Genomic DNA, 17,450 nt, shown 5'->3' on the forward strand with positions numbered 1-17,450 from the left:
GAGAAAGAGGAAACTATAGTACCAGGCGTGTTAAATTTCACTCGAATCAGTCTAATTAATTTTTTGTTACATACTTGTAAATTTTCCTGTCTACTTACTTAGTTCAAAATAATCTTTCAGAACTTTTAAGCTCGATTGAGGTTTTGTTCTAAGGTTATTAATCTAAACAACTATTAGAAATTGCTAAAACAGGAGTAGAACGGGCAATTGAAACCGATGAAGCAAATGCGATCGCCTGGATGAACCAACAACTCGAAGCATTAGGAATCAAATTATCAAACTCAAATTAATCTAATGGAGGCACAATGTCAGAGATTACACTAAATCCAGAACAACTTAAGGAGATCTTAAAAAGCGCGATTATCAAACTGCTGCGTGAAAATCGAGCAGAAGTCTCCGATTTTTTAGCAGAAATTATCGAAGATGTTGCGATGGAACGGGCGATCGCTGAAGGTGAAACAACTGAATTAGTTAGCCGCGAATCCATCTTTAAACTCTTAGAGCCGAAAGTGTGAAAGTCGAGTTTAGAAAAAGCTTTGAAAAAGATCTTAGCGAAATTCGGAACGGAGACTTGCTAGCCAGAATTAAAGCGGCAATTCTACATCAAATTGAGCGGATCGACATCAATGGTCATACTCACATTGGGAGGACAAAGCGATCGCACCTGTTGCCAATCGGGTAACACTGGTTGCAGATCGGTCGCAATCTTCAGGAGAATTTGCCAACGGTAACGATTAGCCACTCGCAAAATATTGGCTGGAGCAGGACCCAAAATTTCCCAACTAGGCGTAATGTAATTATTTAAATAGGATGCGATCGCTTGCGCCGTTTGTTCTACCGCACTCGCTTCAACACTACTTAAACGCAACAAAATCAATCGTCCGTGAGGCGGATAATTCAACGCCACCCGCTGTTGCAACTCCGCCTCTACAAATCCCTCATATTCATGCTGTTGTACGGCTTGAATCACCGGATGATCGGGGGTATACGTTTGTAATATTACCCGCCCAGGATCGTCACCGCGTCCCGCCCTTCCCGCAACTTGAGTTAAAGTTTGAAATGCTCGTTCTGCGGCTCTGTAATCGGGTAAATGTAACAACCCATCCGCCGCTACCACACCAATGAGCGTAACTTGGGGCAGATCCAACCCTTTCGTCAGCATTTGCGTCCCAATTAATAAATCTGCTTCTTTGTTGGCAAACTGAGTTAGCAGCGTCCGGTGCGCTCCCTTAGTCCGAGTCGTATCGCTATCAAACCGAATAAATCGCAACTGGGGAAACAACCGCGTAATCTCCTGCGCCACTCGTTGCGTCCCGCTACCAAAAAATTTCAAATAGGGGGAACCGCATTCGGGACAATGACGGGGATGAGATTGACTGTAATTACAGTAATGACACCGCAACAACTGCGGCGCACCTTCTTCCGTATGATGATAGGACAATGACACATCGCAAGCAGGACACTCCAGCACGTTACCGCAACTACGACACGAAACAAACGTACTGTGTCCTCGTCGATGGATAAATAAAATTCCCTGCTGTCCCCGTGCTTGCAACTGCTGCAAAGCCTCCAACAGCGCCCGGCTAAAAATCGAGCGATTGCCCTCCTGAATTTCCTGACGCATATCCACCACTTCTACAGGTGGGAGAGGGCGGGATTGGATGCGTTCTGGTAAGGAGAGGTAATGGGTAGTTGGTAGTTGGTAGTTGGTAGTTGGTAGTTGTTGCTCCTCTGCTCCTCTGCTCCCCTGCTCCCAGCTCGTCCCTGCTCCCTGCTCCCTACTAATCACCCAACTTTCCAATGAAGGAGTTGCAGATCCTAAAACTAAGGGACAGTTTTCTAATTCAGCGCGCCACTGGGCGACGGTACGGGCGTGGTAGGTGGGAATGGGGGAATCTTGCTTAAAACTGCTGTCGTGTTCCTCATCTAAAATAATTAAGCCAAGACGGGGTAAGGGGGCAAAAATAGCAGAACGAGTACCAATGACAACTTGGGGTTCTCCTAAGAGCATTTGTCGCCAGGTATCGTATCTTTCTCCATCTGAGAGGGCGCTATGGTAAACGCATACTTTGCTACCGAAACGGGCGCGGAATCGATCGGTAAGTTGGGGAGTTAGACCGATTTCCGGTACTAAAACTAAAGCCGATTTACCTTGTCGTAATATAGGCGCGATCGCCTGTAAATAGACTTCAGTTTTACCCGATCCCGTCACCCCATGCAATAAGACGCGATCGCATCCCTCTAGTTGAGTAATTGTTTCTACTGCTCGTGACTGAGCTGCTGTCAGCGTTTTTGGCTTGTCTGCTGCTTGCAATACTCCTTGTTCTTGCCGCAGCATTTCTCGTTCTTCAATGACAACATAGCCCTTCTGTTCTAATGTCTTGATGGTACTAGGACTGGCGTTACACAGCCGTAACAGTTCGCTCAACCAAATATCGCCGCCCTGCCGTCGCAACACGTCTAAAATTTCCTGTTGTCGAGACGTAATATCTCGTTCTAATCCCGTACCTACCAACGTTACAGCTTTTTGCAACTTGGGTCGTGTCAGGCGGGGTGGTTCTAGATAACTTTCTACTAACGACAGGCGCAACAATTCTCGCACTCCCCGATAGGCATTCCTGACTTGCCTTTGCAGGTAAACAAAGCTGTAGTCTTTGTTTGGTTGAGCTTGCAGCAGTGCCAAAATTTCTTTCGCCGCCGGAGTGCAGAACGCATCAACACCAGGCTTAATTTCCCCAATTAGTTTAATCCGACGCTGCGATCGCCCCAGCAGTCCAGGGGGCAAAGCAACGCGAATTGCTGCAATCAAGGGAGTGTAGTAATATGCTGCCACTCGATTGAGTAGCTCCCAATAAGCAGGCGGGAAAAAGCCCCGACTCACCACATCCTCAACAGCACGAATTTTGTCTGGGGATAGATCGACGGGAGGCTGCTCTACAAATCGTAAGGCGATCGCTCCAACTTGATTTGCCCCAAACGGCACACTGAGGATATCTCCCGGTTTTACCGTCAATTGAGCTGGCAACTTATAGGTGTAGATCTCCTGCGTTCCAGGGCAATCTACCAAAACTTCCAGCCAACGCTGGTTCGTTTGCGATTGGTAGTATCCTTGTAGTTCAGCTACCACAGATCTGCCTGTTAAATTTACCCCGACCATACCTAAATTAGCCTACTCTTACAATCGCCCTTGGCGCGACCCGTGGTAATCCATATTACAATTTGCCTTCTGAATTCGCAATGAAGGAAGCAGTGAAGAAAGGGTGTGGAGGAGCTAGTGCGGTGCGGGAGGTCGGTGCGTTGCGGGGGTGGCGCGATCGCGGACTTCGTCGCCCCCCGTTGTAGCAACCGACCGTAGGGTTTCTCCCGTTGTAGCAACTAGCGTTGTGGGGTGTGGGGTGTAGAGAGAATTCAGAATTAAATTCTTCCTCTGCCCCTCTGCTCCCAGCTCGTCCCAGCTCGTCCCTGCTCCCTCAGCTCTCTTCCAACTACTAATAAGTATTTTCTCCCTATTGATAGAGATTTAAACCGTTAATTCTATGCCATCCTAATTTTTAGGAACAAATACTTTAAGAAAATTTAATGAATCAGCTAATTATATGTGTATAATTGGTAACTTTTATTAACCGAACTAGCCTACAATTAGGAATACTAAACATCTAATTGGCTTGGTATATCTCATAACTTTTGGAGAACCTATTCATTTTTCTGAAATACAGAGCAAATTTTAATAAAAACTTAATAGGTTTGCCATAGAAAAACAGGAAATCTCTAACTATTTACATTGCATTTCAAACGATAATTAGCCTACGATAAGCATGGTTGGAAAATTTAATAAAACTCTCGCCCTCAATTTACAGTGTTTATTGCCGAGCGAATTCGGTAATAAAAAATACGAATTTGAAAGGCTTTCAAGTCGAGAAAAACTGATAATAAGCTTCTAATCAGAAGATAATTCCCCAGACAAGTTTCAAGCCTGAAACTTGATTACAAATTAAGTAGTCTCCAATCTACCTTGTGCCAGTGTTTATGTACGAAAGAAAGCAGCCGTACCAACACGATCGCTTCCCTACCCCTGAATTCAACAGCGATATAGATATTGCCGAAATAGAGGTAATTACCGCTTTGAATCGAGAAGTCGAATCGGAACCAGAGCAGCTACCCGAGCTAACAACACCCAATATGGAAGAAACAGCGATCGCCTTGACAGAAGGGTGGGAGGCTGACGAGCGAGACTTTGATGGGATTGGAGCAGCAAGAGCTTCGGAGTATCAAAAAACTCAGTTTGATGACGCAGTGGGAGCGTTTTTTAAAGAAATGGCGCGTTATCCCCTGCTCAAAGCAGACGAAGAAGTAGAATTGGCGCGTCGAGTTCGGTTTTTAGTTGAAGTTGAAGAAATTCAAAGAGGGCTACAAAAGCAACTCAAACGTCAACCAAATCGCGAAGAACTGATAGCAGAATTAGGAATTTCAGAAAAACAATTAGAACACCACCTGTATTTGGGACGAGTGGCAAAGCGAAAAATGATTCGTTCTAATTTACGCTTGGTAGTTTCCATCGCCAAACGTTATTTGAATCGTGGTTTGCCATTTCTAGATCTGATTCAAGAAGGCGCAATGGGACTCAATCGCGCCACAGAAAAATTCGACCCCGACAAGGGATATAAATTTTCTACCTATGCCTATTGGTGGATTCGTCAAGCAATTACGCGGGCGATCGCTAATGACGCTAGAACAATTCGGCTGCCAATTCACATTGTTGAAAAATTAAATAAACTTAAAAAATATCAACGCGAGCTGAAGCAAAAACTCCAACGCAATCCTTCAGAAATTGAATTAGCCGCAGCATTAGAAGTTCCACCAGAACAGTTACGTCAATTACAACAGTTACGGCGCAAGGCTTTATCTCTAAATCATCGAGTCGGGAAAGAGGAAGATACAGAATTAGTCGATCTTCTAGAAGACAACGACGCTCAATCTCCCGAACAACAGATGAGCGAAACCATGATGAGACAGGAAATATGGGATGTTTTGGGTGATGTTCTAACTCCCAGGGAAAAAGACGTAATTTCTCTGCGTTACGGGTTAACGACGAGCGAACCTTGTACTTTGGAGGAAGTCGGTTGTTTATTCAATCTCTCCCGTGAGAGAGTTAGACAAATTCAAAGTAAAGCCATGCGGAAATTGCGCCGTCCTCACATTGCTAAACGCTTGAAAGGATGGCTGTTATAATTTTGTCGCGCAAAGACGCAAAGGCGCAAAGCGTTGCTGAGGACTAGTAGCTTGTTGCTAAGCATTGCGTACGTGAGATCTCCTTGAGACTCGGATCGCCCGTGAAGATACTCTTTATTCCTTTGCGCCTTTGCGTCTTTGCGCGACATTCTCTTTCAATCGGCTCCAATTGCTACCATTTCTGTAGGGTGCGACACGTGCATTGCACCCTCCAAAGCACGAATCACGAAATATGAACTATGGCGATCGCCTCACTTCGCGCTACGAAATTCAACAACAATTGGCAAAAAAAGCCGGACGCAAAACGCTGTTAGGGCGGGATTTAGAAACTCAACAATTAGTTGTTATCAAACTCCTCTCCTTTGGGATAGATTTTGAGTGGGAAGCGTTGAAATTATTTGAACGGGAAGCAGAAACTTTAAAAGCTTTATCTCATCCTGCTATTCCCAAATATTTAGATTTTTTTGAATTCGATACACCCTACAGTAAAGGGTTTGTTCTGGTACAGTCTTATGTAGAAGGGAAATCTTTAGAAACAGAACTCAAAGCTGGACGGACTTTTAGCGAGGCGGAAGTTAAACGATTAGCTAAATCAGTACTAGAAATTTTGATTTACCTCCACGGACAAAAACCACCCGTCATTCACCGCGATCTGAAACCTAGCAATATTTTGCTTGGGGATCGCATCGAGCAAATATATTTAGTCGATTTCGGTTCCGTCCAAACTCTAGCTTCCAAGGAAGGCGGAACGATGACAGTCGTGGGGACGTACGGTTATATGCCTCCCGAACAATTTGGCGATCGCGCCGTTCCCGCCTCCGATTTATACAGCTTAGGTACAACTTTAATTTACTTGGTTACGGGGACTCATCCCGCCGATCTACCACACAAAAACGGACACATTCAATTTGAATCGTTGGCAAATTTGAGTCCTGAATTTACCCGCTGGTTGAAGTGGATGACTGAACCAAACTTAGATCGGCGTTTGAGTTCGACTCGGGAAGCGTTGGCAGCGTTAGAACAACCTGTAAATATCGTACCGATAATTTCGCAACCGTTTGGGAGTAAAATTAAATTACATCAAGATGCCAATTCTGTAGAAATTTTACTTCCTAGCAAAGGTTTTAGTCCTGAAATTGTCTCTTTAAGCTTATTTGCGATCGCCTGGAATTCGTTTTTAGTATTTTGGCTAGCCTCGGCTCTCATCACAGCACCAATGGGAATGAATCTTTTCTTTGCCTTATTTTCACTCCCTTTTTTGGGTGCGGGTGCGAGTATGGTCTGGCGAATATTATCAGCTTTATTTGGGAAAGTCCGAATTACTCTAGATCCTCAACAAATAACCCGCAGTTACGAAATGTTCGGCTTTCGATTTAAACAGCCACGCCATCAACTGCCGAGACAAGAAATTGAAAAACTGGCGATCGCCTCTTTTGGCAATGTCTCCCGCTTGACAATTTGGGCGGGAACCAGAAAATACGAACTGGGTAACGATGGTTCCATCTCTCCCTCTGAAATTGATTGGTTAGCCCAAGAACTCAGCACGTGGTTGGGAATACCAATTACAAAACAGTAGCGATCGCATTTCTTAACTACTCCCTGCTCGTGCGCTCCCTATTACGAAGTTATCGCATCCCATCTATGATTAATAAGAAAGAAGGTTGCAGGAGAATTTTATGTTTGGTCTAGGATGGGCGGAAGTCGGAGTCATCTTCATCATTGCAATTTTGATTTTTGGTCCCAAGAAAATTCCCGAACTTGGTAGTTCCCTCGGTAAAACACTACGCGGCTTCAAAGAAGAACTGAAAAATCCCCAGGAAGATCGCCCTGAATCGGAAGAAAGAGAATAGGAAGAAAGCAGTCTAATAAAACTAATAAAAAGTAGTTTACGCTACTTGTAGACATATCTTGAGGTTCTCTATGGTGAGAAAGAATGTATCCTCTGGTTCTCCTTATGAAAAGTCTATTGGTTTTTCGAGAGCATCGCGGATCGGACACTTCATCTCAGTAGCAGGAACAGCACCAATTTCGTCCAATGGTTCTACAGCTTTTCCAGGTGACATGTACAGTCAGACAAAATGCTGCTTGGAAATCATTCAAAATGCGATCGAGGAGGCTGGAGGTAGCTTAGGCAACGTGATTCGCACAAGGGTCATGCTGACAGACATTTCTCTATGGGAAGAGGCTGCAAAAGCACATGGAGAATTTTTTAAAAATATTTGTCCTGCTTGTACCTTTGTAGAGGTATCAAAATTGATAAAGGAAGATTGGTTAGTGGAAATTGAAGCTGATTGCGTAGTTGAATAAAGTCAAAAGTTAAAAGTCAAAGGAGACAGAAGACAGGAGGTAGGAGTTATGACTCTCCACTCACTACACCCGCATCGTTCGCACCATGCACCACCCAATTACCAATTACCCATTACCCATTACCTAAATCTGATTCACCGACGACACGATCCCCGTTGTATTATCTTGCGCCGCCACGCTGGGAGGCTGGAGGGAATTATCGCTCAAGGGGTTACGGGCTTCAATTAAGCTAATGGCACGGCTGACGCTTTCTGGGAGGATCGCAACCAAACTACCGTTGGAAGCAGTGTCTAAACCTGTATTGATTGCTGTCGTCTCATCTAAGACGATCTCGTAACGACAATCGGACTTGACTTGCATAATTCCTTTGGAAATTAACTCAGCTGCGTCTCCCCTGGGGCGACCTCTGTTATCGTCGTCTTCTTTAATAATGATGCGATCGAAAATTTCTGCGGAAAGCCTACCCAACATAATAAAATCTTCGTCACGGCGATCGCCAGGACCGCCGATAACACCAATTCTTTCTCCTGCCGTCCAGTTGCGAATGAATCCCCCTAACGCCTCGTAGCTGTGCGGATTGTGAGCGTAGTCTACCAAGGCATGGTATTCACCCAGATTGAATAAGTTCATCCGTCCTGGAGTCTGGCTGCTAGAAGCGCGGAAGGAATTTAACCCTATACGGATCTGTTCGATCTGTACGCCGTAGGCATAAGCTGCCAAACTAGCAGCTAAAGCGTTGGCAATCATAAACGGTGCGCGTCCGCCCATAGTTAAGGGTACGTTTTCCGCCCGTTCGATCCGCAGCGTCCAATCTCCCTGCAAAATTGAGAGGTAGCCGTTTTCATACACCGCTGCCAATCCCCCCTGTTGGGTATGCTCCCGCACTAAAGGGTTGTCTGGAGACATGGAAAACCAAGCTAGCTTAGACTTGACGCGATCGCGCATTTGTGATGTGAGCGGATCGTCGGCGTTGAGGACGGCATAACCATTTGGCTGCACGGCTTCCGCCACCACGCTCTTGAGGTGTGCCATTTGTTCGAGCGTGTCAATATCGCCAATTCCTAAATGATCGGCAGCCACATTCAACACCACCCCGATATCGCTAGCATCAAAAGCCAGTCCCGATCGCAAAATTCCTCCCCGCGCCGACTCCAGTACGGCAACTTCCACCGTGGGGTCTTGTAAAATCAACTGGGCGCTTTGGGGACCAGTATTATCTCCTGGTTCTACCAAATAATCGCCGATATACGTGCCATCAGTTGTGGTGTAACCGACAACCTTGCCACTCTGTTTAATCAGGTGTGCCGTCAAGCGCGTAGTGGTTGTTTTACCATTCGTTCCCGTCAGGGCAATAATTGGAATTCGGCTGGGCGTACCTGGGGGAAACAACATATCTAATACTGCCCCAGCAACGTTACGAGGAATACCGCGACTGGGAGCAACGTGCATCCTAAAGCCTGGAGCCGCATTCACTTCTACAATTACACCTTCAGTCTCCCGCAACGGACGGCTGATATCAGAGGTGACAATATCGATCCCCGTGATATCTAAGCCGACAATTTTCGCAACTCGCTGCGCTAACCAAGCATTTTCTGGGTGGATATCATCGGTACGGTCTACAGCGATCCCACCCGTACTCAAGTTGGCTGTTGCCCGCAAGTAGCAAACTTCGCCCTCTGTTAATACCGTATCTAAGGTATACCCTTGGCGTTCGAGCAATTGGAAACTGGTGCGATCGAGTTGAATTTTGGTCAGAACGTTATCGTGTCCCTCACCTCGATTCGGGTCTTGGTTCGTTTCTTCAATTAACTGTTCGATCGTACTCTCACCATCACCGACAACGTGAGCGGGGACGCGCTCGGCAACGGCAACCACCTTGCCGTCTACGACTAATACGCGATGATCGCGCCCGACGTAGTAACGCTCGATAATAACAGCGCGAGAAACTTCTTTCGCAGCATCGTAGGCGGCTTCAGCTTCTTCCCAGGTTCTAATATCTATCGTGATCCCCCTTCCGTGGTTGCCATCCAAGGGTTTAATCACAATTGGATAACCGCCAACAGAGGCGATCGCATCTTCTAATTCATCTAAATAGCTAATTGTCGTCCCTTGGGGAACGGGTACGCCTGCATTGCCTAAAATCCGTTTCGTACTTTCCTTATCACAGGCAAGTTCTACACCCAAAATTCCCGTGCGATCGCTCATGGTAGCTTGCACCCGCTTTTGATTCGCACCGTAACCCAACTGAATCAAAAACCGCGCCCCTAAATTCATCCAGGGAATGCCCTTGGCTGCTGCCTCTTCTATAATCGCTTCCGTACTCGGTCCTAGCGCCGCATCCCGATACAGTTCCTTGAGATCCTGCAAATCCTGATCTAACTCAGCTTGGGGATATCTTCCTTGCTCCACAATACTTTGGCACATCCGCACGGCAGCCCTTCCCGCATAGCGTCCTGCCTGCTCGTCTTCATAGTCGAACACCACCTGATAAACCCCTGGCGTTGAGGTTTCCCGCGTCCGTCCAAAGCCGACTGACATTCCCGCCAGTTCTTGTAACTCTAAAGCGACATGCTCCACCACATGCCCCATCATCGTGCCTTCCCGCACCCGCATTAGGAAGCCACCGCGACACCCAGGAGAGCAGAAATGCGATTCTAAACTCGGCAGAGTTTCGACCAGTCCTTCATAGAAGCCTGGGATTTGATTCGTTGGTTGCTCGGCTAACTCTTCTAAATCGAACCGCATCAAGATCAGCTTATGTCGGCGAATGCTCCAATAGTTGGGACCGCGTAAAGTCTGGATTTTCAGAATTCTCATGGGATTGGGAAATGGGGGGTGCAACCAATTAACTAGTGTCTCGCTCAAGACTTAGCGACAACTGTATCGAAAATCACATTTTCACTGAAAATCAAAAATGCAACTCATATTCTTCCCAATGAAAGAATATAATTCCGAATTCCGAATTCCGAATTCTACTGAGGTAGTCTTTGCACGGGAGCCAGAACGATCCGTTTTTGTAAATGATAGCGATCGCCATAACTCAAAATATGTACTCGCAGGTTATGCAAACTTAAAGGCTCGGCAGCACCAATATCGGCATGGTTAGTGTAAGACATTTCCCCAGGATCGACAATCGTAACTGTACCTTTGCCCATCACCCTTAAAGTGCCATCTTTCTCGACCATAGCGCAAGTATCTTCATCGATCCCGATCCCCAGACGATCTGGATGACAGGCAACTGCACTGAGCAACCGTCCCATCCGATTGCGATTGTGAAAGTGCTGATCTACGATCGCGTCAGGAATGATCCCCAGACCGATCGCCATATCTACCAGCGCTCGATTTGGTGACTCGCCGCTACCACCACCAGCAATCATGTGATGTCCCATCACGGCAGCTCCCGCGCTCGTACCAGCTAAAGTCAGCTGTCCTCGTTGCACCCGCATCCGAATAATATCCATTGCTGGGGTATCTGCTAACACAGCACACAGCCGCAGTTGATCCCCACCGGTCAAAAAGACTCCCGTACAAGCAGCCAGACATGCCTGAACGTTTGGCTCCTCGCACTGTTGCCGTTCTCGGATATCCAAGACTTCGACTTTTTTAGCTCCCATTTCTTCAAAAATGCTAAGATAGCGTGCGCCAATAATTGTTGGTTCGCGAGAAGCAGAAGGAATAATAGCAATATGGGCATCTGTCGATCCGGCACGAGCAAAAAACGTGTGCAGGATTTCCCTTCCGTGAACCTTATCCTCTGCTCCACCGATCACCAAAATGGCTGTTTTTGTAGCTTGGGGAGTCCTCATTTCCAGCGATTGAGCCTCTAATTGCACCATTGTTTCTTTCCTTCTCGTCAACCTCATTCAAAGTCCGCTCCCGCGATCGCTTCAGTGCTGCAAAGCATTCAATCCGAGGTTGAGACCGTACCAATTGAATTTTTTTTACCCTGACCGCTCAGTAATTTGCCAGACGTGACAATATTTAAACATAATTTAAACAATAAGCAACACTTTTGTCATTCAGTGGTGCGCGATCGTATTTATATTCTCCTGACTCCTGACTCCTGGCTCCTGACTCCTTTCTTCTGACAACTGACAACTGATAATAGTCATTTTTCTGGTTGAGTTTTTGTGCGTTTTGATATAGTTACTCTCTTCCCCGACTTCTTTACCTCTCCTCTTAGCTCAGGATTGATGTGTAAAGCTTTGGCAAAAAAAATTGCTGAAGTAAATCTGGTCAATCCCCGCGACTTTACCACCGATAAGCATCGCAAGGTCGATGACGAACCCTACGGTGGTGGTGTAGGGATGTTGATGAAACCAGATCCGATTTTCGCTGCCGTTGAATCACTCCCAATTTTACCGCGTCGAGAAACGATATTAATGACTCCTCAAGGTCAACCTTTGAATCAATCGTTGCTCAAAGAATTAGCAGGTAACTGCGAGCAAATAGTCATTATCTGCGGGCATTATGAAGGGGTAGACGATCGCGTACTGCATCTAGTCACGCGAGAGATTTCTTTAGGTGATTTCGTATTAACTGGAGGAGAAATTCCCGCTTTAGCATTGATAAATGGAGTTATCCGGCTACAACCAGGAACGGTAGGAAAAACAGAGTCTCTTAAAGCCGAAAGTTTTGAGGCAGGGTTGTTAGATTATCCTCAATATACTCGTCCAGCAGAATTTCGCGGCTGGAAAGTTCCAGAAGTTTTACTTTCGGGCAACCATCAAGCGATCGCCCAGTGGCGCTACGAACAGCAAATTCAACGCACCCGCGAGCGTCGTCCCGATTTGTTAGAGGGAGTAGGGAGCGCTTCGGTGCAGGGAGCAGGGGAGCAGGGGAGCAGGGGAGCAGGGGGACAAGGGGGACAAGGGGGACAAGGTTGCTGAGGGAGCAAGACAAGTCACAAGTCACAAGTCACAAGTATTTCACGCAACTACCAACTACCAACTACCAACTACCCATCACCACTCTCTACTGATAACTGTCAACTGTCTAGTCTTTTTGCTGCAAATGCGATCGCCTCTTCTACAGTCGAAATTTTACCTTCGATTTGCGCCAGTTGAATCTGTAACAGCATTTCTCCAATCAGCGGACTAGGTGAGAGTTGGAGAGCTTTCATTAAGTCATTACCTGTCAGAATCGGGGTAGGATGGGCAACTGGATCTTTGGGGTTGAGATAGCGGTGAATGAGCGAAGAGAGTGAGTCTGTACTCGTTCCTTGTACGATAGCTAAAATTACAATCGCGGGAAAAACAACACCAGCAGCACGAAAGAAAAAGTATTGCTCTGCTAAAGTCATTTGTTCGGGCGATTTTGCTTGGAGTTGAGGTAATAGTTGTAAGACTGTAGTGACAGCTTTAATTTCTGAGCGACTGTAAGCTAATTTATCTAACTCTATTTCTGCTGTGGCTGAATTTGTAGAAACGAGACAAGTCAGTTTGGCAATTCCCAACCAGGGGGTTTTGATTGTATTTCGTACTGGTTGACTGAGTTCTCGAACTAACTGGGGAAATGATGATAAGCTAGCAGCGGCAAAGTTAACCTTGAGTAATCGCTCTATATGCGATCGCGTCAGACTCGGAAACCAAGGTGCAAGTAACCCATCTTCCCCAGCAGCTTCCAACCATACCGTACCGCGATCGCTATTCAGGAGATAGCCTAATTCTACTCGTACTCGTTCGGCTGCTACTCGTCCGATTAAAGGTGCAAGCTGACGAATTGTCGATCGCGTATTTGGTTCGAGAGTGAAATTTAACTGAGCAGCTTGACGATAACCTCTTAGCAACCGTAGCGGATCGTCTTGCAAATTTGCAGGCGATACCATCCGTAACAAGTGTTGCTGTAAGTCAGTATAACCCTGTAAAGGATCGATGAGTTCTTGGGTGTGAGGATTGTAGGCGATCGCATTAATTGTAAAATCTCGCCGTTGCAAGTCGGTTTCGAGCGCAGCACCTTCTTGTAAAGCAAAATCAACAGTAGCATTTTTAAACACAACTCTAGCAATCTGCCTTTGCGCGTCGAGTAAGACAAAACCAGCTTTGTAATGTTTGGCGATCGCCCTAGCTGTCTCAACCGCTTTTTCTGGTAAAACAAAATCTAAATCTAAATAATCTGAGTTTCTCCCGAGTAGGCGATCGCGGACTGCACCACCTACTAGGTACGATGGTTGAGGCAACCATTCCCAGTCAAAGGGCAGATTGGTAAATAATTGAGATAATAAAGAGGGAGACATCGCAACAAAAATCAACCCAGCAGTTGACTCACATCCAATTTGTATAAGCTAAATTAACAGAAAAGCCATTGGAGAAGGTTCTATGTGCATCTGCGTCAATTGCCATTACGTGGATCGCTGCATGACCTATCATGCAGTAGAACACCAACACCAGCAACCCCACTTGACCGAAAACCCAAGTTTTGAACCAGTCGAACCAAGCATTAACGTCAATATCCGTCCCAAAGAAGACTATATTGAAATGGAATGGGACGTAGTAGGTTGCCTCAGTTTCAAAGCCGAAATGGGTAAATGGTCAAAACTGCGCCCCGGCGAACTCGTACCGACATGAAGATGGTAATAGGTAATAGGTAATAGGTAATAGCAGAGAGTCAACAGTTGATGGAAACAAAAAATTAATCATGAACCACCAACTACCAATTACCAGTTACCAATTACCAATTACCAACTACGCCCTTGCCCTACACACGACAACACCAGAGTTAGGACTGGCAATAAGTAATTTTCAGGGAGATAGACGCGATCGCGTTTTACATTTGGGACGCGATCTGTCAAGTCTTTTGCACCAAAATTTAGCTGAATTTCTGCAACCTCAAACTTGGTCTGACTTGGCATTTATTGCTGTAGCTAGGGGACCAGGAGGCTTTACAGGAACGCGCATCGGCGTGGTAACGGCGCGGACGCTAGCACAACAACTCGATATTCCCCTATTTGCAATTTCAACTTTAGCCGCAGTCGCCTGGGGACATCGAGGCGAAAAACCTGTCGCCGTACAGATGCCAGCCCAGCGAGGACAGATATTTACAGCAATTTATCAATTAACCTCAGATCCTCAAAACTTAACTCCTCTATTAGCAGATACAGTCATGTCTCCCGAAGCATGGCAGCAAACTCTGGCTGATTTTTCAGCTCCTTGTCAACTGGTTTCTGCCGAGGGGAATTTAGGAGCTTCTGTTTCCCAAATTTTGGAATTAGCCGAACTCGAATGGCAGCAAGGCAAACGCCTCCACTGGTCGGCAGCATTACCTTTTTACGGACAGCATCCGGTAGCTTGAAAAGTCAAAAGTCAAAAGCTAAAAGTCAAAAAGCACTGGGTTCAGAATTCTCTCTTATTCTTTACTCCCTACTCCCTGCTCCCTTAGATCTTTCCAGCTAAATAACTATCTTTAGTCAGTTTCAAAATTATCGACATTAATTGACAGGGATTGATGGGTTTAGAGAGATGTATTTGAAAACCAGCAGCGATCGCGCGTTCGCGGTCTGATTCTCTGGCAAATCCAGTCAAGGCGATCGCTGGGGTATGAGTACCTAGTTTTATCTCCTGCATTCTAATTTGGTGAATCAGGGCATAACCATCTTCTCCTGGCATCCCCAGATCGCAAACCATAATATCTGGTTTGAACTGGGTAAAGGCAGCGATCGCTTCCGGTACTGAGCCAGCAACAACAATCTCAGCACCGTACTCCGTGAGAGCGACTGCCAATAATTCCAAAGTATCGGGTTCGTCATCAACCGCTAAAACTTTTCTCCCCACTAAGGGATATGGTTCTGATGTCTCCAACCAGAGATCGGCAGTAGAAGGCTGCCGATTTTGACTCAATTTTTGTTTTGGTAGTGGTAGCTGAATTGTGAAAGTTGCTCCCTGTCCAACTCCGTCGCTAGCAACACCAACTGTCCCACCGTGCATTTCGACGATGTGACGGACGATCGATAATCCCAGTCCCAACCCGCCACGCGCTCTGGTGCTAGAGCTATTTTCTTGCCGAAAACGATCGAATACATGCGGCAGAAACTCGGCACTAATGCCTTGACCGCGATCGATAATTTGAATTTGAGCCTGGCTGTCAATTTGAGCTTGGCTGTTAGAATCGTCAGCAACTAATGACAGGCAAATGTCAGCCTGTTGACCTTCATCAGAAAACTTAATTGCGTTACTCAGTAAATTCCAAAAGACTTGTTGCAATCGGTTAGAGTCAGCCAAAAGCAAAATTTGTTTTTCTATTTCTGCGTCTTCCCAATCAGGATCGACTGTAAACTTAAGTTGAATTCTTTTTGCATCAGCGATCGGCTGTACAGATTTAATTGTTGCAGCAATAATCGACGGTAGATAGACCGGAGCAAACTGAAGTTCGAGCATGCCTTGAACAATGCGGGAGACATCTAATAAATCTTCAATTAAATGTTGTTGCCATTTCGCATTGCGTTCGATCGCTTCTAATATTTCCCATTTGGTAGTCGTCGTAAATTTTCGCGTACGAAGTATTTGCGACCAACCAAGAATGGCATTGAGCGGTGCGCGTAGTTCGTGAGACACAACAGCTAAAAACTCATCTTTGATCCGATTTGCTGCTGTTAAACTTTCGGCTTGTTGTCTTAGGGTATCTTCCATCTGCTTCGTGGAAGTAATATCTGTATGGGAACCAACCATGCGGATTGCGGCTCCAGTTTCATCCCACGAGACTTTGCCGCGAGACAAAATCCATTTGTAAGTGCCATCTTTACAGCGCAGGCGATGTTCTGTGCGGTAAAATTCAGTTTGTCGGGCAAGATGCTCTTGTAGCGATCGCATCACCGATGCCACATCGTCTGGATGCACGCGGTTCGCCCATTCTTCAAAGCGATTGTCAATCTCATTTTCGGCATAACCCAGCATTGCTTTCCAACGGGCTGAAAGAAAAGCTGTATGATTTTTAATATCCCAGTCCCAGAGTCCGTCATTAGCACCATCTAGTGCTAAGTGCCAGCGAGCTTCACTTTCTTCGAGTTCTAACTGAATGCGTTGGCGTTCTCGCCTAGAACCAGCCTCTTCAATCTCTCGTTCAATCGCGGGGACTAGACGCGCCAAGTTCCCTTTCATAATGTAGTCGTGCGCCCCGGCTTTCATGGCTGCGACAGCAGTTTCTTCACCAATGTTGCCAGAAACGATAATAAATGGAATATCTAGAGCTTTAGCTTGCAATAAGCGCAAAGCAGCAGTAGCATTAAATTTTGGTAACGAATAATCGGCTAGAATGATATCCCACTGTTGGCGATCTAGGGCGCTCGACATTGCCTCTGGAGTTTCTACCCTCAGCCACTCTACATCGCAGTTATGGCGTTCTAGATGACACACCAACAACTCAGCATCATCTTCTGAGTCTTCAACTAGTAAGATACGTAGAGGTTTACTCACGGTATGAGTTACATAGCGGGAATTCATTTAAGTGGAGCCAGTATAACCCAAGCTGTCGAGAAGCTACCAAAAAATCCGTAAAGTTTACAGGTTTGCGCACGTAGCTATTGCAACCTAATTCGTAGCTGTTAATCATATCTTCCTGTTCGTTGGAAGTTGTCAGTACGACAACGGGAAGAGAACGAGTTTTTGCATCAGCTCGTAAACGGCGTATAACTTCTAAACCACTTACCTTCGGTAGATTTAAGTCTAGCAGTACTAAGGTTGGTTGCTGTTTGGAGTGGCGATCGCTATATTTACCAGTATGAAATAAGTAGTCTAGTACCTCAGCTCCATCGCGGACAACATCAATTTCATACTCTAAACCACTGCGCTCAAATGCCATCAGCGTTAGTTCTTCATCATCGCGATTATCTTCTACTAGTAAAATCAGTTTTTTAGACATTTCTTATCAGTTAAGAAAGGAAGCAGGGAGCGATCGAGCAGGGGAGAATAACAACCAATTAC

The 17,450-nt window shown here is 45.9% G+C and carries 15 protein-coding genes; 9 read left to right on the top strand and 6 right to left on the bottom strand.

The annotated features are described in order from the left end of the window. Positions 1-305 precede the first annotated feature (305 nt). Positions 306-515: a hypothetical protein gene (locus H6G17_RS14150; RefSeq protein ID WP_192158142.1), complete on the top strand. Its 210-nt coding sequence runs from the start codon at positions 306-308 to the stop codon at positions 513-515. A gap of 83 nt (positions 516-598) precedes the next feature. Here H6G17_RS14150 and priA read toward each other — a convergent pair whose 3' ends face one another. After that, positions 599-3,157 carry a primosomal protein N' gene (priA, locus tag H6G17_RS14155; protein ID WP_192158144.1) on the bottom strand — a complete coding sequence of 853 codons (2,559 nt, stop codon included), beginning with the start codon at positions 3,155-3,157 and terminating at the stop codon, positions 599-601. A 62-nt stretch (positions 3,158-3,219) separates the two neighbouring features. On the opposite strand from priA, the gene H6G17_RS34120 reads away from it, so the two are divergent. The 5 genes from H6G17_RS34120 (at position 3,220) to H6G17_RS14175 (ending at position 7,536) form a co-directional block, all read left to right on the top strand. Beyond that, positions 3,220-3,342: a hypothetical protein gene (locus H6G17_RS34120; RefSeq protein WP_277876002.1), complete on the top strand. Its 123-nt coding sequence runs from the start codon at positions 3,220-3,222 to the stop codon at positions 3,340-3,342. A gap of 684 nt (positions 3,343-4,026) precedes the next feature. Further along, positions 4,027-5,229 carry an RpoD/SigA family RNA polymerase sigma factor gene (locus H6G17_RS14160; protein WP_192158146.1) on the top strand — a complete coding sequence of 401 codons (1,203 nt, stop codon included), beginning with the start codon at positions 4,027-4,029 and terminating at the stop codon, positions 5,227-5,229. 232 nt (positions 5,230-5,461) lie between these two features. After that, on the top strand, positions 5,462-6,805 hold the full coding sequence (locus tag H6G17_RS14165) for a serine/threonine-protein kinase (protein WP_192158148.1): 1,344 nt from the start codon (positions 5,462-5,464) through the stop codon (positions 6,803-6,805). A gap of 100 nt (positions 6,806-6,905) precedes the next feature. Then, entirely contained in the window at positions 6,906-7,079 is a 174-nt protein-coding gene (tatA, locus tag H6G17_RS14170) for a twin-arginine translocase TatA/TatE family subunit (protein ID WP_192158150.1), read from the top strand. A gap of 70 nt (positions 7,080-7,149) precedes the next feature. After that, positions 7,150-7,536, top strand: a complete 387-nt coding sequence (locus H6G17_RS14175) for a RidA family protein (RefSeq protein ID WP_106545561.1) — start codon at positions 7,150-7,152, stop codon at positions 7,534-7,536. 123 nt (positions 7,537-7,659) lie between these two features. Here the strand turns inward: H6G17_RS14175 and cphA are convergent, their stop codons facing one another. Together cphA and H6G17_RS14185 are read right to left on the bottom strand one after the other, a co-directional pair. Beyond that, a complete protein-coding gene (gene cphA, locus H6G17_RS14180) occupies positions 7,660-10,353 on the bottom strand; it encodes a cyanophycin synthetase (protein ID WP_192158152.1) in 2,694 nt (897 codons plus the stop codon). 155 nt (positions 10,354-10,508) lie between these two features. Continuing rightward, positions 10,509-11,372, bottom strand: a complete 864-nt coding sequence (locus H6G17_RS14185; RefSeq protein ID WP_039716982.1) for a cyanophycinase — start codon at positions 11,370-11,372, stop codon at positions 10,509-10,511. Between the two features lie 294 nt (positions 11,373-11,666). Between H6G17_RS14185 and trmD the strand changes: the two genes are divergently transcribed. After that, positions 11,667-12,425: a tRNA (guanosine(37)-N1)-methyltransferase TrmD gene (gene trmD / locus H6G17_RS14190; protein WP_192158154.1), complete on the top strand. Its 759-nt coding sequence runs from the start codon at positions 11,667-11,669 to the stop codon at positions 12,423-12,425. Positions 12,426-12,523: 98 nt separating this feature from the next. On the opposite strand, the gene H6G17_RS14195 is transcribed toward trmD, so the two are convergent. Next, positions 12,524-13,771 (bottom strand): CCA tRNA nucleotidyltransferase, encoded by a 1,248-nt coding sequence (locus H6G17_RS14195; protein WP_192158156.1) that lies wholly within the window; start codon positions 13,769-13,771, stop codon positions 12,524-12,526. Between the two features lie 82 nt (positions 13,772-13,853). Between H6G17_RS14195 and H6G17_RS14200 the strand changes: the two genes are divergently transcribed. Then, a complete protein-coding gene (locus tag H6G17_RS14200) occupies positions 13,854-14,102 on the top strand; it encodes a Ycf34 family protein (RefSeq protein ID WP_039716981.1) in 249 nt (82 codons plus the stop codon). Positions 14,103-14,172: 70 nt separating this feature from the next. Next, entirely contained in the window at positions 14,173-14,826 is a 654-nt protein-coding gene (tsaB, locus tag H6G17_RS14205) for a tRNA (adenosine(37)-N6)-threonylcarbamoyltransferase complex dimerization subunit type 1 TsaB (protein ID WP_192158158.1), read from the top strand. An 83-nt stretch (positions 14,827-14,909) separates the two neighbouring features. Here the strand turns inward: tsaB and H6G17_RS14210 are convergent, their stop codons facing one another. After that, positions 14,910-16,970 carry a response regulator gene (locus H6G17_RS14210; protein ID WP_192158160.1) on the bottom strand — a complete coding sequence of 687 codons (2,061 nt, stop codon included), beginning with the start codon at positions 16,968-16,970 and terminating at the stop codon, positions 14,910-14,912. Further along, on the bottom strand, positions 16,936-17,388 hold the full coding sequence (locus tag H6G17_RS14215; protein WP_192158162.1) for a response regulator: 453 nt from the start codon (positions 17,386-17,388) through the stop codon (positions 16,936-16,938). Before H6G17_RS14215 ends, H6G17_RS14210 begins: the two co-directional genes overlap by 35 nt. Positions 17,389-17,450: the final 62 nt, after the last annotated feature.

The sequence above is a fragment of the Chroococcidiopsis sp. [FACHB-1243] genome (assembly GCF_014696895.1).
Taxonomy (GTDB): Bacteria; Cyanobacteriota; Cyanobacteriia; order Cyanobacteriales; family Chroococcidiopsidaceae; genus Chroococcidiopsis.